At 42.8% G+C, this 25376-nt stretch carries 5 protein-coding genes; all 5 read left to right on the plus strand.

Annotated elements, in window-relative coordinates; all coding sequences use genetic code 11:
* The first annotated feature begins 12 nt into the window (after positions 1 to 12).
* The 5 genes from Q0Y65_RS06170 to Q0Y65_RS06190 are packed head-to-tail and all read left to right on the plus strand — an operon-like array spanning position 13 to position 25360.
* Entirely contained in the window at positions 13 to 4422 is a 4410-nt protein-coding gene (locus tag Q0Y65_RS06170) for an SDR family NAD(P)-dependent oxidoreductase (RefSeq protein ID WP_297958237.1), read from the plus strand.
* The gene (locus Q0Y65_RS06175) at positions 4422 to 13682 is read left to right on the plus strand and encodes an SDR family NAD(P)-dependent oxidoreductase (RefSeq protein ID WP_297958238.1); all 9261 of its coding nucleotides are present in this window, start codon (positions 4422 to 4424) and stop codon (positions 13680 to 13682) included. The genes Q0Y65_RS06170 and Q0Y65_RS06175 overlap by 1 nt, the downstream gene beginning before the upstream one ends.
* A 25-nt stretch (positions 13683 to 13707) precedes the next feature.
* Complete coding sequence (locus Q0Y65_RS06180) at positions 13708 to 18876, plus strand: SDR family NAD(P)-dependent oxidoreductase (RefSeq protein WP_297958240.1); 5169 nt, start codon at positions 13708 to 13710, stop codon at positions 18874 to 18876.
* On the plus strand, positions 18873 to 23975 hold the full coding sequence (locus tag Q0Y65_RS06185) for a polyketide synthase (RefSeq protein ID WP_297958242.1): 5103 nt from the start codon (positions 18873 to 18875) through the stop codon (positions 23973 to 23975). Before Q0Y65_RS06180 ends, Q0Y65_RS06185 begins: the two co-directional genes overlap by 4 nt.
* Positions 23976 to 23986: 11 nt before the next feature.
* Positions 23987 to 25360 carry a PfaD family polyunsaturated fatty acid/polyketide biosynthesis protein gene (locus Q0Y65_RS06190; RefSeq protein ID WP_297958244.1) on the plus strand — a complete coding sequence of 458 codons (1374 nt, stop codon included), beginning with the start codon at positions 23987 to 23989 and terminating at the stop codon, positions 25358 to 25360.
* Positions 25361 to 25376 lie beyond the last annotated feature (16 nt).

The raw sequence follows: 25376 nt of genomic DNA on the forward strand, positions 1-25376 counted from the left end.
AAGGTGAACAATATGAAGATGTTGAAAAGCTTTGAATATAATGTGACAGTAAAGAATGATGATCTGATAGTATGCGATCACCGTGTGCATGGTGTAAAGATCATGCCCGGCGTAACGTTTCTTGAGTTGATCTATGAAATACTGGCTAATGAAGGGTATGACAGACGTGATTATGTTCTTTATAATGTAGTTTTCAAGCGTCCTGTTTCAGTATCTGACGGCTACAATCGAAAGGTAAGGATCAAACTCTTTGAGACAGAGGAACATAACGGAGAATTCAACATCTACGCAGACAGTGTACATCTTCTCAACGATTGTGAGCAAGGAGAATGGGTACATAATTTCGAGTGTAATATCAGGGCTGCAGAAGCTCTCCCGAAGGATGATAGGATAGATATAGACGAGATAAAGAATTCGGCTGTATCTGCTGAAGATATGGATATTGTTTATAAGCATGCGAGAGAGTACGATATTACCCATTACACCTTTATGAAGAGCCTTGGCACAGTTTACTATCTTGGCCAGACCGTATGTGCAGAGCTTCATCTGAGCGAAAAGGCACAGGAATATCTTGATGTATTCGTATCCCATCCAGTGTATCTTGACGCTGCAACGCTTATTGCACCTTATTACGCATATCTCAATTCAGAATCAACCGGAATGGATCTTACAGACAAGCGGCCGTTTATCCCCATATGGATAAACGAGATAAGAGCACTGAAAGATTTGGGAAAAAAATGCTATATAATCGTCAAAGTAAGTGATATAAACATCCACTCCGATGTAATGTATACGGATTTTTATGTGTATACGGAATCAGGCGAGCTGGCATTGAGCTTTAAAAGGTTTGCATACAAGAAGATACGTTCAAACGAGCTTATAATCAGTCTTGAAAATGATGAGACAGATCCGGTACAGGAGAATGCCGGGAAAGCTGAAACTACCGTGAATAGGCCGGAGTACAGCGGCGAGGATATTACAGAGAGACTGAAGAACATACTCCTTACAGTAGCAGAAGGCAGAATAAAAAATGTCAATACTATGGAGACCTTTTATGATATGGGACTGGATTCCGGAGACCTTCTCCAATTCGTCAAGATTTTGGAAAGATCTATCGGACATACTCTCTATCCAACCCTTTTGTTTGAGTATCAGACAATCTCAGAGCTGGCTGCTTATCTTGATGAAAACTTTGAGATAGAGTCCGAGGTATCAACTGTTAGCAATGATACTGCAACTGATACAGCAGTCAGAACCGAACTTATCTTCTTCACATCGGCGGAAAAAGAATTGAAGTCTTTGCGTGTGAAAAAGCGCTTTTCAAATACTTTTGTGTGCAGAAGAACGGAAAAAGGTATATGCTTCGGAAGATTAGAGGCTGACAGGCTGTTTGCTGCTGCTTCTGATTGCAGTCTTGACGTAAGCGGCAGTATAGATGTCAAAGATACATCAGATGCTATTTATATACTGCTGCCTGTCTCAGAATGTGATGGTCAGGATGTTATAAGGCTTCTTTACGATATATCCATGTATATTCTGGATAAAAAGCTGCTCAATAATATTCGCCTTGTATTCGTATCAGCTGACAGGGATAAGAATTCTTCTCCGTATAAAAGGGCTATAGGAGGGTTTATAAGAAGTCTGCATAAGGAATACCCGTCCATATCAGGATGTTATATCAGACTTGACGGTGATTCTGTTGATATGGTAAAGGTATCAGAGTTGCTTGCAGAGAGCGATCTTGAAAGCTTAACAGGCTATCATGAGACGATACTGAAAAACAGCAGCAGATATGCAGTGATTTCCAAGCCTGTCAGTTTTTCTGAAAGTGCCATATCAGTTCCATCAGGCAAGTACTGTCTCATAACAGGAGGAATGGGCAAGCTTGGTATAATAACAGCCCGTCATATGATCGAAAAATATGGCATGAAAGTTGTACTTATAGGACGACGCAGCGAATATGACTCCGAAGTTACAAAAATACTTGCCGATTTCTCTTCAGGTGATATCAGGTATTACAGTGCGGATATCGCTGATCTGAAGCAGGTGGAGGAACTTCGCAGAAAACTGGACTCAGACAGAATAAGTGTGAGTATTCTGATACACTGTGCCGGGATAAATCATGAGGCCTTTATAAATCGCAAGGACATGGCAGATATAAATCATGTCATAAAGGTCAAGACAGAAGGCTGTAATAATCTTGACAAGTGTTTCGGCAATGCAGAGCTTGAGCATTTTGTGCTTTATTCATCAATATCAGGCGTTACAGGCAATGCGGGACAGACGGATTATGCTTATGCAAATGCCTATCTTACTGCTTTTGCACAGGAGAGGAACAAAATGGTAAAGGCAGGGACACGCCGGGGCAGGACTGTAAGCATAGAGTGGCCTCTTTGGCGTAACGGCGGTATGACAATGAAGCAGGAGAATCTTGAATTGCTTAAAAAGAAACACGGTCTTGATCTGCTTGACAACGATGAGGGAATGAGGCTGCTTGATTTTGCTCTGGCGTCTGAATTTGATAATATAACCGTATTCAAGTGCTCATCAGAAAGTGCGGTGAATAATATCGATAGTTTGCCTGAAATGACATACAATGACAATGAAACTGATATTTCTGATAATGATATCGCCATCATTGGTATAGATATCCGCACTCCCGGAGCTGATAATGCAGATGAATTCTGGGAAAAACTGAAGAATGGTGAGGACTGTACTGAAGAGATACCCATGGACAGATGGGACAGCAATAAGTATATAGCCGAAGGTATATACTGTACAAGAGGCGGATTTATCAATAAGTACGATGCATTTGATGCGGATTTCTTCAAAATATCTGATGATGAGGCTGTATTTATGGATCCCCAGGAAAGACTGTTTCTTCAGTCTGTATGGCACGCGGTGGAAGATGCTGGATATACAAGGGAAAGTCTGAAGGGTAAAAATGTATCTGTTGCCGTAGGTGTGATGTATAATCATTATCAGCTCTATTCAAGGCTGAATTCCGGTATATATGATGTGGGAGCAGGCGGAGCGGCGTTTTCTGCTATTGCAAACCGTGCTTCTTATATCATGGATTTCCATGGTCAGAGCTTTGCTGTGGATACTGCTTGTTCTTCGACAATGACTGCATTAAAGAGCTCGATAGATTCAATTCTTCTCGGGGAAACCGATATTGCGGTTGTTGGCGGAGTAAATCTTACCATACATCCATCGAAGTATGAGCTGCTTTGCAGGGCAGGCTTCCTTTCCCATGACGGAAGGTGCAGATGCTTCGGAAAAGGCGGTGACGGTTATGTTCCGGGAGAGGGTGTAGGAGCATTTGTGATAAAGCCGCTGGCTGAAGCAAAGAAAAACGGTGACCATGTATACGGTATTATAAAGGGTATCTCGGCAGGCCATGCGGGTAAAACCAACGGCTATTCAATCCCGAATCCAAAGGAAGAGGCCGAAGTCATGGATAAAGCCATAAGGAAGAGCGGAGTCACCCCGGAACAGATAACCTATGTCGAGGCACAGAGCTCAGGTACAGAGCTCGGCGATGTCATTGAGTTTTCAAGCCTTGGAAAGGTGTTTTCGTCTGCCGATAAAAAGGGATTCTGCACAGTGGGCTCCGTAAAGGCGAATATCGGGCATCTTGAAGCGGCCTCAGGGGTTGCTTCGCTTGTAAAGGTGCTTATGCAGATGAAGAACAAGCAGATCGCTCCTTCAGTGTACTGCGAACCAATAAATCCTATGCTTAATGTCAAGAACAGCCCATTTGTGGTATCAGACAAGCTGTCAGACTGGAACAGCACGGCATCTCACAGAACGGCGCTTATAAACACCTTTGGAGCCAGCGGCTCGAATGTAAGTCTTGTGGTGGAGGAAGCCGAAGAAAATATGTATTCTGCGATAGATGATGTCATACCTATATTTGTGCTTTCTGCTCGACGTGAGGACGTGCTGAGATTATATGCCGACAGTGTTCTGAGTTTCGTTTGCGGAAATGTTGATGAGACAAACTTAGGCAGTTTCCTCTATACTTATCAGCTGGGAAGAGAACTGATGGAACAAAAGCTGATATTTATTGCTCATACAGCTGATGAGCTCAGGGAGAAGCTCGGCGCCTTTATCAGTAACTGCGCTGATGGGCTCTCATGCTCTGAGGCCGAAGAATATTCCGATTATATAGAAGAAATAAAGAACGGAAGGACAGATCTTCTGAAAGGTTTTTATTGTGGAAAGAGGATCGGCAGAATGTCAGTTCCTGTGTATCCTTTCCGTGAAACAAGGTATTTTCCTGAAAGACTCAAAGGAGAAAAGAATATCTGTGATATGTATAACGAGAAAGAAAATGATGTTATGATGCAGCTGCTTGAAAGCGTATATTCAGGTGAGATTGAAGATGATGCAGCTTATGCTTTGTTGGAGGAATTATAATGAATGATCAGATAAAAGAAATACTGAAACAACTGAAAGATAAGACCATAACACCTCAGCAGGCCAAGGAGATGATGCATCGTATTAACAACGCTTCGGAAAGTGATGCTGGTCATGCGAAGACTTCTTCTGCCGGTGTAACGGTAAATACTGCTGATTTGCCGGTAGATACGGTCAATAACGAAGTAAAAAGGATAGCTGCCGCGATAATGAATGTTTCACCGGAAGATATAGATGTTGATGTGGATTTCGGCGAGTACGGACTTGATTCTGTAAGCATTGTTATGTTCATAGATAAGATTAATGAGTTTTACGGTATTGAGGCATCTCCGGCTGTATTATTTGAACTCAAGACACTTAATGATCTTTCAGAATACCTTATCAGAGAGCACAGGCAGGCAGTTTTTTCAACTTTTTCAGATAACAGAAGTTATTCAGAGAATAAGGAGCCTGAGGTGCAGTCGGTCGTTATATCCGGCAATGATAATGAAAAAGCATATGATACTGCTGTATCGTGCGATCTGAAGGATGACGACATAGTTATAGTCGGCATGAGTTGTGTTATGCCTATGTCAGAGAATAAGGAGAAATTCTGGAAGCGTCTGTACAACAAGGAATGCATGATAACCGAGGCGGACAGGTCAAGATGGAATGATAACGCTGATATCAGCGGCATATACGGAGGCTTTATAGATCATCCCTATGATTTTGACCCGATGTTTTTCAATATATCTCAGGCTGAAGCCGAACTTATGGATCCTCAGCAAAGGATATTCCTGGAACAGGTATGGAATGCTGTGGAAGACGCTGGTTACAAGATGAGCGATCTTTCAGGTGAAAAGGTCGGCGTATATGCAGGTGTCGGTACTCATGATTTTACCGAAATACTGCTTGAGAGCGGGAATATTGAAAAACCGTACAGTGCAACTGGAATAGCTCATTCAGTGCTGGCAAACAGAATATCGTATCTCTTTGATTTCAAAGGCCCCAGTGAACCTATTGATACAGCTTGCTCAAGTTCTCTTGTGGCAGTCCATAATGCTGTAGAATCTCTCAGGGCGAATGAGTGCAGGATAGCCATTGCAGGTGGCGTTAATGTTATGATCTCCCCCTCTTTGTTCCGTGCATTCCAGAACAGTGGTATGCTTAGTCCTGAAGGGAAGTGTAAGACCTTTGATGCAAAGGCTGACGGATATGTCAGAGGTGAGGGGGCAGGAGCATTCGTGCTCAAAAAGCTCTCGGAAGCTAAAAAGGACAGGGATCATATTTACGCAGTTATAAAGGGCAGTGCAGTAGCTCATGGCGGAAAGGTATCGTCCCTGACCGTGCCTAACCCCGTTGCACAGGCAGAGATGATATGCGATGTATGGGAACGATCTGACCTGGATATAAACAATCTTTCATATATCGAGGCACACGGAACAGGTACTGCACTGGGCGATCCTGTAGAGGTGAACGGCTTAAAGAAGGCGTTCAGAGCGTACTGTGATAAAAAGCATATTTCCTTTTCGGATATTTCCGGGAAATGCTATCTTGGTTCGGTAAAACCCAATGTTGGACATCTTGAGACAGCAGCAGGCGTGGCAGGTATGGCAAAGATAATAATGTCAATAAAAAATAAATTCCTGCCCGGAAACGTTAATTTTGAAAAGCTCAACCCATATATTACATTTGAAGATGTGCCGTTACAGGTACTTGAAAACGGCGTGAAGTGGAACAACAGGCAGAATGCTGACGGCGTTGAGCCTCTTACGGCAGCTATCAGCAGTTTTGGCTTCGGGGGCGTTATCTCTCATGTTGTTTTTGAGGAGTATATAGATAGCCGAAAAGTGGACGATATGGATTCCGAAGAGGTATTTATCCTGTCTGCTGCTACTCAGAATCAGCTGAAGGAATATTGCATAAAGATCCTGGATTGGCTTAAGGAAGAGAAAAATGATGTCAGATGCAATGACATTTCATTTACCCTTATAAACGGACGAGAGGAATTCAGTTCACGTCTTGCTTTCATATTCAGGTCTGTTGACGATCTTGAGAAAAAGCTTTCCGCTTTTATCGATGGTGGTATGAGTACAGAGGTGTTCTGCGGAAAAGCTGACAACAGCTCAGCAGAAATCATCATATGTGATCGTTCCAATGTATCCGAATGTGCAAGGCTTTGGGCAGAAGGCGGAAGAGTGGACTGGAGCGGTATAATGCCTTCAGACGCATTCCGTATTTCTATGCCTACATATCCTTATGCAAAGCATCTCTGCTGGCCGGAGCAAAACAGGATCAGCCTTTCAGAAAAACTGGATAAATTCATTGACAGGAATATATCAACGATAAATGAGCACCGGTTTGTAAAGAGGTTCACTCTCGATGATGACTATGTAAAGGATCATATAGTAGGGGAGAAGTATATGCTTCCTGCAGCTGTTTCACTTGAAATGGCTCTGGAGGCTTGCAGACTCTCTTCTAAGGATCCGCACATGAACCAGGTATATTCGGTGGAGTGGAAGAGATCAATACTGATAGGACAGCCTTATACTGATGTGGTTATTGATCTTTCTCCAGAGGGCAAGGATATATTCTTTGAGATCAGTTTGTTGAATTCTGACAGTGATACGGAGGTATGTGTTTCGGGATATGCAGCTTCATCATCTACGGCCGAAAAAAGTGTAGATGTGAATGACCTTATAGACACATTCGATGAAGAGTATTCCAAAAAGGAAATATATGATTATTTCGATAACGTTTCCATGCTCTACGGCGGATTGCTGAGATGTGTCGAAAACGTCAAAGTATCCGGCAGAACTGCATTGGCAAGAATAGATATTGCACATTGTTCTGCTAATGACTTCATACTTTCTCCTGCTGTAACAGACTGCGCCTTCCAGTCCTTCATTACCATAAGCGACCTGAGCTCAAAAAAGAATGCTTATCATCTGCCGTATTCAGCTGAAAGGATTACTGTTTTCGGGAAGGCTTCAGATATATGCTATGCGTATATCGTAAAAACAGATGAGACAGCAAGTGTCAGAAAATATGATATCAGCCTGATAAATGACAAAGGAATGGTTTTTGCGGAATTCAGCGGTATGTGCACACATTCCTTTGCACATGACAATATCGGCGTTATAAATTATTCATGTAATTATATAAGACAGGATATTGAAGCTTCAGCATCGGCTGATGATATATCATATATCGTGATAGACACCGATACGGGTTTCTGTGATGAGCTGAGAAGGCACTGCTGTGATGTGAATTATCTGGAATATGTTTCTGCTTCGGATATGGCTGCCAGCTCTGATAGAATCTCAGACAGATTTGAAAGTCTGTACAGTGGCCTTAAAGATCATATTGCGGTGATCAATCTTACAGATAGAAACAGCTCCGCAGATACAGATGAAAGCATACTGAAAAGTGTTCTCATACCCATGGGCATAGCCAAAAAGCTTATTGATGGCAGAACTGGCAGAAAGCTTTCTTTCGTAAATGTATATAACCGTGATAATAAGGATATCAGTTATTACGCTGCGGCTGCAGCATTTGGCAGATCATTGAATAAGGAATGGGATAATTTTGAACTGAAGAGCATAAGGACTGATGGAGTTTTCTATAATAACAGGAAGCTTGTTGATATTGTGCAGAACGAAGTGAATAATTCATCATGCTATGATGAGATATGCTACGACGGCGGCACAAGAATGGTGAAAAAGTATTCCAGAATCGAAGAAGCGGTAGCATCATCCGATAGTATAAACAGGAATGGAGTATATCTCATTGCAGGCGGCGGTAAGATCGGGTGTGATCTCGCAGCATACCTAGCACATAATTACTGTGCAAGGTCTGTAATATTCAGCAGAAATGCGGATGCTTCAAAGTACAGTGATAACGCAGATATTTCATGCTTTAGAGGAGATATCACCGTAAGCAGTGATATAGCCGCGCTCAGCAGATTTATCAGCGAGAGATATGGCAGGCTTGACGGTATCTTCCAGTGCGCAGGCCGTATCAGTGATTCTACAGTTGCAAACAAGAGCGCTGATGAGTTTCTTGCAAATATCAAGCCAAAGGTACAAGGTACAAACAATATACTTGCGCTTGCAGAGCAGTTCGGCGTCGGATTTGTGGTAATGTTCTCTTCAATTAGTGCGATGTTCGGAAATGAAGGCCAGAGCGATTATGCTTATGCCAATGCATATATGGATTCACTTGCCTCCGAAAATACTTCTGACTGTCATATGCTCTCTGTTCAGTGGCCTTTGTGGAAAGACGGAGGAATGAATGTTGACAGAAGCAGGCAGGATTATCTTAAAGAAAAATACGGATTGCATCTGATGGGGACAGATACGGCTTTTGAGCAGCTAAGGAAACTAATATCCTCAGACCGTTCGTTTGAAGCTGTAATGTACGGAAATACCGGCCGGATAGCTGCATCTGTAGGAGCTATGTATAATACAGACAGAGTGTCACAGGCTGATGCATCAGTTTTAGCATCTGATGTCGGAGGACTTGTGGCGTGGCTCAAGGAGCTTTTTGCAAAGAGCTTCAAAATCAGTCCTGATTCTATAAATGAGAAGCTTCCTCTCGAGAAGTACGGTCTCGATTCCATAATGATAATGGATCTTAGCAGAGGACTTGAAAAATATTTTGACAAGATAAGCAAGACCATGTTCTATGAGTGTCTCACCCTGAAAGATATAGCAGCTTATCTTATTGAGCATTATCCTGCGGCAGTAAACAATATTCTGCCTGAAAGCGGAAACAGCAGCGTTGGTGAGCAGGTATCCGATATTAAGCTCCCAAAGGCAAAAAAAGCGTATGCACGCAGTAAAAGCTTCGTTAATGAGAATGAAGATATTGCTATTATCGGTATAAGCGGCCGGTATCCACTTGCAGATGATCTTGCGGAATTCTGGACAAATCTTTCCGAGGGAAGGGATTGTATTACCGAAGGGGGCAGAGAGCGCTGGGATTCCTATGGCTATAACAATATAACAAGCTATATGGGCGGTTTTATAAACGACTATGATATGTTTGACCCGCTTTTCTTTAATATTTCTCCGAATGAAGCTGCAACTATTGATCCTCAGGAAAGACTTTTCCTTGAAACGGTATGGCATACGATAGAGAGCTCAGGCTACAGGAAAAGCGACCTTGAAGGTTCCAATACAGGCGTATTTGTAGGAGTTATGTACGGCCAGTATCAGCTGCTCGGCGTTGAGGAGACGGCAAAGGGGAATATAGTTTCTGTTCCGTCATACTATGCTTCTGTTGCGAACAGGATATCCTATTTCTATAATTTCACCGGACCGAGTCTTGCATTGGATACTATGTGTTCATCTTCTCTTACGTCTGTATATCTTGCTTGTGAGAGTCTGATAAGGAACGACTGTGAAACTGCTATAGCAGGCGGTGTGAACCTTTCGATCCACCCACATAAGTACTCTATTCTCAGTCAGACAGGCTTCATTGCACCTAAGGGGAAATGTCGTAGCTTCAGTGCCGACGGTGATGGCTATATTCCGGGTGAAGGCGTAGGAGCTGTCCTGCTTAAAAGATATGATAAGGCGGTTCGTGACGGAGATAGGATATACGCAGTAATAAAGGGAGGTGCACTGAATCACGGCGGAAAGACAAATGGTTATACTGTTCCGAATCCGAATGCACAGATGTTGCTGATATGTTCTGCATTAGACAAGACAGGAATATCACCTGATTCCATACAGTATGTCGAAGCCCACGGCACAGGAACTCCATTGGGCGATCCTATCGAGATAAACGGCATAACAAGAGCTTTCCGCAAATATACCGATAAAAAAGGCTTCTGCTCCATTGGTTCGGTCAAGTCCAATATAGGTCATCTTGAATCTGCGGCCGGTATCGCGGCGATCACAAAGATAGTATTGCAAATGATGAATAAAAAGCTGGTTCCGTCGATACATTCGGAGAGTATAAATCATGATATAGATTTTGAAGCAACTCCTTTCTATCTTCAGAAGGAACTGTCTGACTGGAAGGTCAGCGGTGGTGCGAAGCGAAGAGCTGCAGTAAGCTCATTCGGAGCAGGCGGCTCTAATGCGCACCTTATCCTTGAAGAATACGTTGAAGGTAATACAGCTGAAAGCTACACTACGGATGATGTATATGTTATACCGGTATCTGCTGCTTCAAAGGCAAGTCTGAAGTCTTACTGCGTGCTCCTGACAAATCTGATAAGAGAGAACGCTGACGTGACTATCGGAGATATAGCTTATTCTATGGCTGTATCAAAGGAGGCACTGAATTACCGAGCAGCATTTATCGCTAAGGATAAGGAAGAATTGTTGGATCTTCTCAGAAGATTTAACGAGGATATACCTGATGAAAAGGTACTTGTTTCTTCATTCTATGACTTTGATGAAGTCAAGAACAAGTATTTGGGCAAAATTGATGAGATCAGCAGCAGAGGCTTCAAAAACGCAGTCAGATGGTGTTGCTTCGATGATCTTGACTGGAGAGATTACTATGGAACTGGCTTCAGAAAGACGGATCTCCCATTATATCCGTTTGAAAAGCACAGATGCTGGATAAAAACGACAAGCAGTTCTGTGACAGCTGAAAGCAAAGGCATAGACTGGATCGATGGGTTCAATATCTCTGATAATATGAATTCGGGAATAGAGATGAAGAAGACTGTAAGTTCGGACGATGCATATATAAAGCATCATATTGTGCTTGGTCAGCGGATCCTTCCGGGAGCATTTTCAGTTCATATCATATGGTCTGCATTGCATAAGCTTTTCGGCGATGAGAAATTCCGTATCGAATCCCTGACATGGAGAGAAAAGGTTATAGTAGACCATACCAAGGAGCTTATAGTCAGGATAAGAAATGACGGAGATTATGTTATAGCAGAGTGCTTTGACAAGAATGACCGCAGCATTATATATGTTGACTGTAAGGCAAAGAGAATAAGCGAAAGCCTTGGTTATGCAATAAATGATATAAACGAACTCAAAGACGGATGCTGTATAAGTGTTGACGTTGAGCAGCTGTATGACTATTTCTCGGAGGGCGGTATCGTTTACGGAGAAAACTTCAGACTGATCAGGGAATTGTCCGTTGGCAACGGAGAAGCAGCCGGCGTGATAGAATCAATGGATACCGTACATGGTTTCGATCCGATTATCATTGATGCTGCATTCCAGACTATATCAGCAATATATCTTAACAGCGATAAAAGGAGCAGTCTTACCGCTGTGCCTTACAGTATCCAGGAGTATATTCTTTGTAATAAGGTCAGCAGAAGATCCTATGTATATACAGTCCAGAAAGACGAAACACATTTTGATATCGCAGTGATAAACAGCGATAATGAGGTATCTGTACTTATCAGGGATCTTGAGATAGCAGTAGTGCCGTCAGCAGGGAAGCACATTTCTTTGTCTGACAGCTTCGCTGAAGATGTATCTGATAGTGATATACTGGATATCTGTTATGTTAATGAATGGAAGAAAGCGGATATATCCGATATCACTTCTGTTTCTGAAAACAGTTATTCCGGCAGTGTGATATTCTATACAGAATATACCGAGAGACTGAAGGATGCGATAATTGAGCACAGTGGTGAATCTTGGACTGCCATAAAGCTTAGCAATGAATACTTTGCTGAATTTGACAGCTATGGTATAGATGTAAATGATCCCGATGCAATATCTGACTTGAGCAGCAGACTGAGAGACTATGATAGGATAGTGTTCCTTGGAAGCAGCGGCAATAATAATGATATCGGTACAGCTGAGCTTGAAAGTATACAGCAGACAGGTCTTATGTCCCTGTTCCGTCTGTTCAGAACATTTGATGCTTCATCAGCCGTGGATATAAAGCTCGTAACTGACCGGGTATACCATTTCGAAAATGATGACAGGAGCACATTCCCGTCAGATGCCTCGATGATAGGCTTTTTCAGAGCGGCTGTTTCGGAGTATCCCGAGGTATTCGGAGCGGTTATAGATGTTGATGCTGAGCAGGCGGCTGAAAACAAAAACGGAGAGATAGATCTGATCCTGTCAGCAGAGGTAAAAAGCGCTCCGGAAGTTACTCTTGTCAGGGAAGGCAGAGTTTTCAGAAGCGGAATCAGAAATTGCAGGAATAACGAACTCAGCAGCAGACCGGTGTTCAAAAAGGGCACATATCTTATAATCGGCGGAACAGGCGGTATTGGCTTTGAGCTTTCAAAGACCCTGTCCGAAAAATATAATGCTGATATCATAGTTACAGGCAGAAGAGAACAGGATGATACTGTAACAGAAAAGATTAACAAGGTCAATTCATTGGGTGGACGCTGTGAGTATATCAGGGCCGACGTTGCAGATATACAGGATATGCAGGCTGTGCGCGAACACATTATCGGAAGATATGGTAAGATAGACGGCGTGATCCATTCTGCGCTGTATCTGAACGATGTATCTGTTGCGAATATGAGCGAGGATACGCTCAAGAACGTATTAAGACCCAAAACATATGGCCCTGTGGTCCTGCATGAGGTGTTCAAGGATGACAGACTTGATTTTGTTCTGTATTTCTCATCAGCACAGTCGCTTGCTCCTTCACCCGGGCAGTCCAATTATGCAGCAGCAAGCGTTTTTGAGGATCAGATAGCAAGGTATTACTCATCGCCTGAATACCCGTCATGGGTAATAAACTGGGGCTATTGGGGTACAGTAGGCAGAGTTGCCAATGACAGATACAGAAAGAGTCTTGAAAGAAAGGGATTCTATTCAATAAATATCCCCGAGGGAATGAAGGCTATATCTATGGTCATAGGTTCTGATGCGGAGCAGGTCGCTGTGATGAAGTGTTCGGACAGTATACTTAGCTATTTCGGCTATCATGCTGACGCCGAAGAGGAGATATCCGAGTCTGTGTATGAGGAAACGGAAGAAGCTCAGGAAGCTTTATCCGGTGACGATAGCCGGAATGAGGATATAAAAACAGCGGCAGCGACTGCTGTAAAGACAGATGAAAAGGCTTTATACGATAGAGTATACAGTATTATAATAGATTCGATCGTCGATATACTCGGCGTTGACGCAAACAGTATCGAAAAGAACAAGCAGTTTTCGGAATATGGCATAGATTCGATAACAGGACTTGAATTTGTAAAGAGCATCAACGAACAGCTCGGACTTGCAATGCGTACAACTATTGTATTTGATTATGGAAATGTGGAAGCCTTGACTAAATATATTATTGCCGAATACAGTGATAAACTCGGAAATAATTTATGAAGGCTGTGTCCACGGAGGGTTTAAGATGAATTATGGAAAAATGAATGCTGATGGTGAGAAAGACCATATGGTAAAGATTGGAAAGCAGCGGCTGAAGACTATACTGCGAAATACTTCGAGGCTGTCTGTTGATCCGGCAAAAAAATACAAGGTCTTGCTCGATTCACCGGGTGCAGTAAGTGAAGTAAGACTTGCTGTTCTGCCTGACATGAAAACAGGAGATAATGAAGTGAAGATAGAGGTCTATGCCTTTTCTCTCAATTTCGGAGATCTTCTGTGCGTAAAAGGCTTATATCCAACAATGCCTGATTATCCATTTACTCCGGGATTTGAAGTGTCGGGAAAGATAATCGAAACAGGCAGGAACGTCACCCGTTTCAAAAAGGGAGATCCTGTAATAGCGGTAATGTCCCATGATCTTGGCGGTCATAGTCAGATAGTTGTATCAGACGAAAGATTTGTAGTTAAAAAGCCTGACAGTGTTACATATGAAGAAGCCTGCTCTTTTCCTGTTGCATTTATCACAGTACATCATGTGTTCAGGAAGGCATTGCCGAGAAAAAACGAAACTATTCTGATACACACCGCAACAGGTGGTGTAGGACTGATAGCAGTGCAATATGCAAAGAAGTGTGGACTGAATATAATCGCAACAGTGGGCTCTGAGGAAAAGATCAGTTATCTGAAGGGGATAGGAGTGGATAATTGTATAAATTATCTTGCATCTGATTTCGGAGAAGAGGTCATGAAGTTAACAAACGGAAGAGGTGTTGATATCATCATAAACACCCTTTCGGGCGAGGCAATCTCCCGTAATATGGATATTCTCGCTCCCGGTGGAAGATATATGGAGATAGCTATGACAGCGCTTAAATCGCTTAAATCATTTGATATCTCAAAGCTGAACGACAATCAGACTTTCTTTAGCATAGACGTAAGAAAGCTCTATAAGATAGATCCCGAGCTTATTAACGAATATCTGGAGGATATGTATGATTTTCTTGAAAAGCGCGAGATCCTGCCTACCGTTGGCAGGATATACGATCTGGCAAATATCAAGGAAGCTTTCTATGCTCTTGAAAATCGTGCAAATATCGGCAAGGTCGTAGTTAATGCAAGGGTTGCGGTTCAGAAAAAAATAAGTGTGCCTGCACTTAGAATGTCTGCTGCTGATAGTAATAACGGAGCATCGAACGAAGAAATAGCAGTGATCGGAATGAGCTGCAGGCTTCCCGGCGCTGAAAATGCCAATGAATACTGGGAAAATCTGAAAAGTGGTGTGAACTGCATAGGTGATCTTCCGTATGAACGCTGGGGATTATCTTCCGAGGAATGCAGCGAGCTAAAATGTCATTACGGTGGATTTCTTGACAATGTCGGAGATTTTGATCCGTTGTTCTTCAATATGTCAGGCATTGAAGCAGAAATGGCGGATCCTCAGCAGAGGATACTTCTTGAGCAGATGTGGTCGGCTCTTGAGGATGCAGGCTGTTCAGCTGAGTATATGTCAGGAAGAAAATGCGGTGTATTTGTCGGTGTTGGTCAGGGAGATTATCAGAGTTATATCAAGGATCGCGGAGGCGAGATAAATGCCCAGTCGTTTATTGGCAATTCCAGCTCGGTATCAGCTGCGAGAATATCATATTTCCTCAATCTGAAAGGCCCGTGCATATCTATAGATACAGCGTGCTCATCATCACTTGTGGCTGTGGATCTTGCGTGCAGGAGCCTCAGAAGCGGCGAGTCCGAAATAGGCCTTGCAGGCGGCGCGTTTATATCAATGACACCACATTTTTATATGCAGGCCGAGAGATCGGGAATGCTTTCAATTGACGGCAGATGCAAGACATTCGACAATTCCGCAAACGGATTTGTACCGGGAGAAGGAGTTTCTGTCCTTGTGTTGAAGAGACTCAGCGACGCTATAAGAGATAATGATCATATTTATGGCGTTATAGCAGGAAACGGTATCAATCAGGATGGCAAGACCAATGGCATAACAGCTCCGAGCACATTATCACAGACAGAGCTTGAAGTATCCGTATATAATAAGTTCGGCATTGATCCTGAGAAAATAAGTTATATCGAAGCTCATGGAACAGGCACCAAGCTGGGCGATCCTATTGAGGTCGAGGCGCTCACCAATAGCTTTTCAAAATTCACTGATAAAAAGCGTTTCTGTGCAATCGGTTCCTGCAAGACCAATATAGGTCATACGGTAATGTCGGCAGGAATAGCAAGTGTGATAAAAGTTTTGTTGAGTATGAAGCATAACATGATACCGCCTTCAATAAACTATGTTACTCCAAATGAGCATATCAATTTTAATGACAGTCCGTTCTATGTTGCTGATAATCTTATTGACTGGCAGGGCGGCGCTGATGCTCCAAGATATGCAGCTGTGAGCTCATTCGGATTCAGCGGTACCAATGCGCATATTGTATTGAAGGATGCACCTGCTGTATCCGCTGCTGTAGATAAGTTACCTGTATATCTTATTGTATTGTCTGCAAAGAATCAGATTTCGCTTCACAAAAAATATGAGGAGCTATATTCATGGATATCTGATGAAGGAAATAATCAGACAATACAGGATATAAGCTATACTCTTCTCTGCGGAAGAACACATTTCACGGAACGCTGTGCGTTTACCGTAAGAAACATGGATGAGTTTAGGGAAAAGCTGAAGGCTCTTGCCATTGACAATAATGCTGTCGGGGTATATCTTTCAGCTGATAATAAAGCCCACACTGCGCCCCTTGACGAGATTACAGAGATGCTTGCTGACCCCGGAGCAGTTCAGACCTACACAGAGGGAGCGGAAAAGCTTGCCGCTGCCTATGCCGATGGTGAGACCATCGACTTTGCGGGTATATTTGAGGGCATGGGCAGAAAGATATCAATGCCTGCATATCCTTTCAGCAGAAGGACCTATCTTTATGGTTATGATGAGCAAAAGCATACCACTGACAGCTCATCTGATATAAATACTGACGATGGATTAAAGTATGAGATCATCAGGAAAGCTGACAGCGCGGAATGCAGAGTAAGTCTTTCTCCGGATGTGACAGCCGTCAAAGATCATGTTGTATTCGGGCAGTATATAGTTTCCGCTGCGCTTCAGACAGAACTGATAATCTCTTCTGTTAGAAAAATAGGCGTTACCTGTAATTGCTGTATCAAGGAGCTTATGCTCCTGAAGCCGGTTATATGTGACGAGAGTGGAACTGAGATCAGGATAGTTTTTTCAAGAGACGACAATAGGATAAAGGTCAGGATCACAGATGATAATGATGTGGTGTTCACTACAGGCATGATAGCTCCTGGCTCAAATCAGTTCCGCAGCAAGAAGATGGATATCAGATCTGTAAAAGCTCGGATGACAAAAAAAGCGGATCCTTTAACAATATGGAAGCTTTTTGAGAATGGCGGAGTCTGCTACGGGAATGCTTATAAATGCCTGAAAAGTGTTGATTATGATGCCTCAATGGAGATATGCAGCATAGGATCAGCAAAGACCGATATGGAGCATAATCCCTATGTAATTGATTCTGCTCTTCAGGGAACGTCGGTATTTTATGAATCGACCGATGGTATGCTTGTGCCTTCACGGTTCGGCTCCGTAGAGTACTACGCTCCTGTACCCGATAATGCATATTCCATTGCGATGAAGCAGAACGGAGCATTATCGATATGTATTACCGACGAACTTGGAAATGTATGCTCTTACATAAAGGGTATAGAGTACAGAGAGATCAGAAAAAAAGACATCTCCTATAAAAGAGAAGAAAAAAGCTGTGATAATATGTTTTTTATGCCTGTGTGGGAAAAGACACAGGTCGGAAGAAACGTAAAGAAGTACAGCAATACACTCTTTTTATGCTTCAGAAAAATGCATAAGAGTGCATTATCCATAGCTGCCAGGGTATGCTCGGATCATACCGTGGTCGATATAGAGGACATTATTTCTAACGGAAGAATAGATATAGACAGACTTATGAAAGCTGCTGATATTACTTCATTTGATTCCGTGTTCATGCTTCTGGTCAATAATAATCTTCCCACGGATATAAAGAATATCTCTATAGGACAATGCAGAAGGAGTGTAGAGCTCCTGCACGTATTGATGAAAAAGCTGTGCGTGCTCGGACTTGATTCAAAGAAGATAGTATGGAGGATAATCACTAATAATTCCTTCAATGTATCGGAAGATGAGCTTATTGATCCTACCTTTTCGCCGATACACGGCATAGCTGCTACCGCTTCGGACGAGTTTATCAACTGGAATATCTGCTCATTTGATATAGACATAACTGACTGCACAAAGAACGATATCCTTTCATGCTTCAAGGAGTATGAAAGCGGAGGAATGATAGCGTTACGCGGTCATATACCGCTTCAGAGAAAGATAAAGAGGACGGAGAAAAGTAAAAGTAATAACGGCTTTATCAGAAACGGCACTTATATGATCATAGGTGGCTGTGGCGGAATAGGGAGGATCCTTTCCCGATATCTTGCAGAAAAGTATAATGCAAATATTATACTTGTCGGCAGAAAGAAGGAAAATGAAGAAATAACAGCCTTTATAGATGAATTGAAAGCCATGGGGGGAGATGCTGTATACTACAGCGCTGATGCCGGAAATGAAGCGGATATAGAGAATGCCATCCTCAATGGAATAAAAAGGTACGGACAGTTCACAGGCTTTATTCATTCAGCAATCGTACTTAAGGACAGGATGCTCAGGACAATGACAGATGAGGAGATGAACGCTGTGTTGTGGCCCAAGATAAACGGGACGGTTGTCCCCGCAAGGATACTGAAAAGACTGGGGACGGAGCATATAATGTTCTTTTCCTCAGCACAGTCACTGTTCCTGAAAGCAGGTCAGAGCAATTACTGTGCGGCGTGTATGTTTGAGGACAGTTTTTCGATGTTTTTAAAGAATAATATCGGAATGGATTCAAAGGTGTTTAATTTCGGATTCTGGGGAGAAGCAGGTATAGTTGCCAATAGCAGATACAGGGATAACCTTAGGAAAGCAGGTCTTGTTCCGCTTACAAATCAAGAGGGATTATTCGCTATTGAAAACGGTCCCTTTCCAAAGAGCGGACAGCTGGTAGTAATGAAAGCCGATGATAAGCTTCTGAGTATGAAATTAACGGATAAAAACAATTGGAGGTCGGAAGAATGAGTGGCAATACACTTAATTTCAGCGTTGCTGATACCATCAGATCGGTAAAAAGTCCTGATGATGATTTTGCATTTGCGGACGGTTATAATAAACTGAAAAAGATTGGATGCAGGCTGGTTGCGGATTCATTGTATAAAATGGGATTATACTCGGTAAAAGGAAGCATCGGCAAAGGTGTTCTGAGAGAAAAGCTGGGGATACTTCCGATGTATACCCGTATGTTTGATGCACTTCTCAGTCTTATGGATGAGGAAGGATTTATTGAGCTTGAAGCAGATAATGTGCGTATCACAGGAAGCTATGTACCATATCATGAGAGCGATTATCGCAGTGATATGGAAGCCTTGCAGAATGAATATCCCGAGATCATGCCTTACAGCAATCTTATAGATCGCTGTGTGAAGGCATATCCCGAGGTCCTGACAGGAAAGAAAGGGTATACTGAGGTGATGTTTTCTGATAATACGGTATCACAGAATGTATATTCGGGTTCGGGTGAGGTAGACTATTACAACAGCATAGTTGCACAACTGATATATGATTATATTTCAGTCAATAAAGGAAGAGGAGAAACTATACGTCTGCTTGAGATAGGTGCAGGAACAGGTGGTACAAGCAAGAGCGTGCTTGAAAAAATATCCCGTTTTGTGGATGACAAGGAGGATATCAGATACTGCTATACAGATATCTCGAAATACTTTACGCTGTTCGGAAAAAAGACATTTTATGACAGATATCCGATCCTTGATTTCGGACTTCTTGACATAAACGAATCACCTTCGGAGCAGGGCTTTGAGTCCGGACAGTACGATATAATTTTTGCCACTAATGTTATACACGCTACCAGAGATATAGCCAATTCCATCTCAAACGCGAGATCACTGCTGAAAAAGAACGGTATCATTATCATAAACGAGCTTATAAACAAAAATGACATTGCAACAATGACATTCGGTCTTACTGACGGATGGTGGAGCTATACGGATGATATCAGAATAAAGAATACGCCTCTTCTGACGGCTGAAAGCTGGAAGAGAGTCATGAGCGATTCAGGCTATAATGAGGTTATAGTATATCCTGAAAGCAGCAGTACACGTCAGGGTATAATCGTAGGAGTAAACGGGAGCCTCGGCAAGTCCTCGGTACATATGGCAGAAAAGTCTGAAAAGAGCCGAAGCTCAAAGAAGGAACTCATAATATATCTGAGAAAGGTCTTTTCTGAGGTGCTTAAAGTTCAGGAAGAAGATATAAAAAATGATCTTACTTTTGAGAATTACGGTATAGATTCGCTTATTTCTGTGGAGATACAGAAAAGATTAAGTGAAAGATTTGAAGGATTATCGTCAACGCTGCTTTTTGAATATAATACGATAGAGAAGCTTGCCGAGCATCTGTGTACAGTATGCTCAGAGAAGCTGTCGCCAATCGTTGAAATTGATGAAACAGAAGACGATTTCAGCCTGTTCTTCGTAAATGATGAAGCAGTTGATGACAGTGATGCCGGTGAAAGCTTCTTTACATCAGAGGATAGCGTATCCGATGCAATAAACGACGATACCATTTATGAAACAGAAGAAAAGGCAGTATCCGCTCATACTGACAATGATATCGCGATCATAGGAGTGGAGGGAAGATATCCTGATGCCAATGAGCTCTCCGAGCTTTGGGAGAATATAAGCAGCGGCCGTTGCTCTGTGACTACTGTTCCCGGTGAGAGATGGGATACGGAAGGCTTTATTTCCGAGAATTACAAAGCTGAAAAGAAAAGCTATACTTCAGCGGGAGCCTTTATAAACGATATTGATTGCTTCGACAATAAGCTTTTCAGGATAGCTCCAAAGGATGCAGAGTATATGGATCCTCAGGAGAGACTGTTCCTTGAGTGTACATGGAAGCTCTTTGAAAAATCAGGATATACACGTTCACATTTCAAGGATATCAATAACAAGGTCGGTGTTTTCGCAGGCGTAATGAGTTGTGATTATTCAAAGCTTGGCGCACAGCCTTCATACTGGTCACTTACTAACAGAGTATCATATTTCTATGATTTTTGCGGCCCAAGCATTACGATAGATACAGCTTGTTCTTCCGGACTTACGGCTGTACATCTTGCCTGCCAGAGTCTTCGCGTTGGAGAGTGTAAAATGGCAGTCGCAGGCGGTGTAAACATTATTATCCATCCCGAGCATTATAATAATCTCTGTAGTATGGATATGCTTTCACGAAGCGGAAAGGTTCATGCATTCGGTGCAGGTGCTGACGGATTTGTTGACGGAGAGGGCGTCGGAGCATTGCTGTTGAAGCCGCTGAAAGCTGCAATAGCTGACGATGATCATATCTATGGTATAATAAAGGGCTCGGCGATCAATGCCGGAGGAAAGACTTCCGGGTATACCGTTCCGAATCCCAATGCACAAGCAGATGTCATCAGGACTGCGATTGATAATGCAGGAGTTGATCCGGAGACGATCAATTATATCGAAGCGCACGGTACAGGTACGGCTCTGGGCGATCCAATAGAGATCAGAGGTCTCGATAATGCGTTCAGAAGCTATACCGACAAGAAGCAGTTCTGCGCCATAGGTTCGGTAAAAAGCAATGTCGGACATCTTGAATCTGCGTCAGGCATACTTTCCATTACCAAGATACTCCTTCAGATGCAGCACGGAACTATCTGTCCTTCGATAAATGCCGAAACCATAAATCCAAAGATATCCTTTGAGGATACGGCATTTTATCTCCAGCGTGAAGCATCGGAATGGAAGCATATCACCCTGGAAGAGAACGGAACAAAAACTGTTCTGCCATATAGAGCGGGAGTAAGCAGCTTCGGAGCAGGAGGCGCTAACGCTCATATTGTTTTAGAGGAATATCCCGATAATAAAAATGTGCTTCCCGATGACAATAATGCTGAAAATGTATTTGTGATTTCAGCAAGGACAAAGGAACAGCTCAGACGCTATGCAGATGCAGTATACGAGTATCTATTACAGTGCGGAAATAGAGAATCTCTCAGGGAAATCACCGACAGGGTACTGTCTATAGTTTCTGATATCCTGTATATAGATAAGAACGAGATAGATACTGATTCTGATTTTGAGACAATGGGCTTCGGAATGTTTCAGTTCAATACCTTGCTTGAAAGGCTTGTGGATTCATATGATATCGCCTCCGATTCAGATGTGTTCATAAAATACAACAATGTAGCTTCGCTTGCAGCGTATATATACGGACTTCGCGGTGGAAGCAAAGCGGAATGCACTCCTGCACAGATAGCTTATACCATGCAGTGCGGAAGAAATGCCATGGAAGAAAGAGCAGCGATTATCTACACTGATATATCAGACCTGACCGCAAAGCTTGGTTCATGGCTTAACGGCAGTGAAGCCGGTATTATTGTCAAGAACAATATAAGCAGCGGTATCAGTGAAAGCTTCAGAGAAAACGGATATGATAATGATTATCTTGACGATCTTCTCAGAAGCGGTGATATGTCAACAGCGGCCGCATTCTGGGTATTGGGTGCTGATCTTGACTGGAGACTTCTTTATGGCCGTAGGTATACTGTTGCTCCTCTCCCTGCATATCCCTTTGAGAAAAGGAGATGCTGGATAAGCGGCAATAAAATCACTGTTCAGACTACTCCCTCCGTTACTGTTACAGCATCGGAAGAGAGAAAGCCGGGACGCACTGTGGATACCGGCACAGATATTAATTCTGCGGTATCGTTGGGCATAGTGAACGGAAGCATAGCTGTGGTAAGTATGCACGACACAAAGAATCGCAATATGTTCACCCGTGAATTGGTAGACGGCATGAAGCTTGCATTTAAAAAGATCAATGGAAGCAATGAGATAAAGGTAGCTGTTGTCACAGGATATGATAATATATTCTGTACAGGCGGAACGTTTGATGAACTTATCGACATGAGCGATAAGAAGGGAAAGTTTACTGATGCTTCGTTTATATATAATGCTTTTCTTGAATGCAGAGTTCCCGTTATTAGTGCTATGCAGGGCCATGCCTTCGGCGGCGGATTTGTATTCGGCCTTTACGGAGATATGATCATTCTTAACAGTAGCTGTATCTATAATGCCAACTTTATGAAGTATGGGTTTACTCCGGGACTCGGAGCTACCTTTATACTGAAGGAGAAATTAGGCCAGAGTCTTGCAAACGAAATGATGTTTACCGCAAGGGATTATCTTGGCAGCGAGCTGAAGGAAAGAGGCGCGTCACTCATATTTGAGGATGATGGCAAGATCCTCGAAACCGCACTGTCCATTGCGGAAATGATAGCAAAGAAGCCAATGACCTCGATCGAAGTGCTTAAAAAGGAACTCTCGGGCAGATCACTTGAGGCAGTCAACAGCATCGTAAAAAACGAAGCAGATATGCACTCTATAACATTCGGCCTTCCCGAGGTAAAGGAGAAGATCACCTATTATAAGGAGATTTACAGCAATAATAAGGAAAGTGCATTGCCTGAGAGCAGCCCGGACACAACACAAAGAGAGGCAGCTTTGGAACAAAGCAGTATAAAGTCAGCTTCCGAAGTGCCGTGTGTGAATGAGTCCAACAGGATACCATGCAGTGAGATCAAAGAAAAGGTGACAGAGATAGTGGCGGCGAAGCTGCACTATGCTCCCGACGAGATTAACCCTGATTTTGCATTCAGTGATCTGGGTGCCGATTCTATAAGCTGTGTTGAGATCATAAGAGATATAAATACAAAGTTTTCTCTTGATCTTGAAGCAGCCGATCTTTACAATTATCCCACGGTGAACAAGCTTACAGCACATATCGGTGAGATATATAGTTCGGGCGAAACTAATGATAAAACTAATAATACCGTTCCATCAGCACAAAATGCTGATGAGGACATTGCAGATGGCTGCATTACTCTGAAGCCTGTTGATTCAGAAAACGATGAAGAGGAAACGGAGCATGACTGTCTTATCACTCTTTCGTCCCTTGATGACGAAGCTGCTGATAAGAGCAATCAGGATGACTATGTTCTGTCACTGATGGACAGGCTCAGTAAAGGCGAGATATGCGTTGATGATGTTGAATCAATACTCAGCACAGACAAGGATTAAGGAGCTTTGATTTGGATAACGAATATGTAAGGATAAAAGCGCTGAACGGTAAAGCGCTTGGTTCAGATGAGTTCAGGAAGAAATTCGGACTTGAATACGCTTATGTAGTCGGAGGTATGTATAAAGCCATAACATCGTCAGAAATGATAGCTGTTCTGTCCCGAAGAGGCATTCTTGCCTTTCTGGGAAGCGGCGGTCTTAGGCATGAAGCTGTCTCGCAGGAGATAGACGCCGTAAGGGAAAAGATATCTGACGGAGTTTTCGGGGTTAACATAATACATACTCCCAAAAATCGGGAAGCAGAAGAAAAACTGATAGATCTTATGCTGGACAAGCAGATACACTTCATTGAAGCGGCGGCTTTTGTAAGTGTTACGCCGTCTCTGGCAAGGTACAAGATAAAGGGACTTGCAAGGAATGGTGACGGTTGTGTCGTATCAAGAAACAGGATAATGGTAAAAATATCTCGTTCTGAAGCAGCAGAGGTCTTTATGAGACCCATACCAGACATTATAATATCTGAGCTTCTATGCAAAGGAGTTATAACAGCTTCCGAAGCCGAGCTTGCTGCCGGCATACCTCTTGCCGATTCCGTAACTGTTGAAACTGATTCCGGCGGTCATACCGACGGCGGAGTTGCCTATGCGGTTTTTCCAAGTGTGATGTATCTGCGTGACAGGCTTATGAAAGAATACAGCTACAGCTCAAAAATATATATCGGTGCAGCAGGCGGCATAGGCTCACCCGATGCGGCGGCAGCAGCTTTCATGATGGGAGCGGATTATATAATGACCGGTTCTGTCAATCAGTGTACAGTAGAGGCGGGGACAAGCGATATTGTCAAGGATATGCTTAACAGTGCGACAGTCCACGATACAGATTATGCTCCCTCAGCAGATATGTTTGAGATGAATTCCAGATCACAGGTGCTTAAACGGGGAACATTATACTGTGCCCGCGCAAAAAAGATTTATGAGCTGTACAGCAGGTACGATTCTCTCGAAAGCATAGACAGTCAGACGAGAGATATGCTGGAGAAGCGTATGTTTCATGATTCATTGGAAAATGTATTTTCAGAATCTGTAAGATATTATCCCGAAGCGGTGATACAGAGGGCGGAAAATGATCCTAAGCTGAAGATGTATATTGTTTTCAAGTCATACTTCCATCGTTCATCAAAGGCTGCTTTGAACGGTGATGAAAATGATATTTCAAATTTTCAGATAAACTGCGGCCCCGCAATGGGATCGTTCAATTCATTTGTGAAGGGAACGGCTTTAGAAAACTGGCATGATCGACACGCGGATGAAATAGCTGTTCTTATCATGGAAAAGGCTGCCGAGAGAATTAACGTATTTTTGCGGGAAAAATTTATAGATGTATAAGCCGAAGTTCTGTTGC

The sequence above is a fragment of the uncultured Ruminococcus sp. genome (genome assembly GCF_947301925.1).
GTDB lineage: Bacteria > Bacillota > Clostridia > Oscillospirales > Ruminococcaceae > Ruminococcus.

Bases quoted from the DNA above. Each gene is read 5' to 3' on its own strand.
- Q0Y65_RS06180 (WP_297958240.1), top strand. From the start codon at position 13,708: ATGAATTATGGAAAAATGAATGCTGATGGTGAGAAAGACCATATGGTA.
- Q0Y65_RS06185 (WP_297958242.1), top strand. From the start codon at position 18,873: ATGAGTGGCAATACACTTAATTTCAGCGTTGCTGATACCATCAGATCG.
- Q0Y65_RS06175 (WP_297958238.1), top strand. From the start codon at position 4,422: ATGAATGATCAGATAAAAGAAATACTGAAACAACTGAAAGATAAGACC.
- Q0Y65_RS06170 (WP_297958237.1), top strand. From the start codon at position 13: ATGAAGATGTTGAAAAGCTTTGAATATAATGTGACAGTAAAGAATGAT.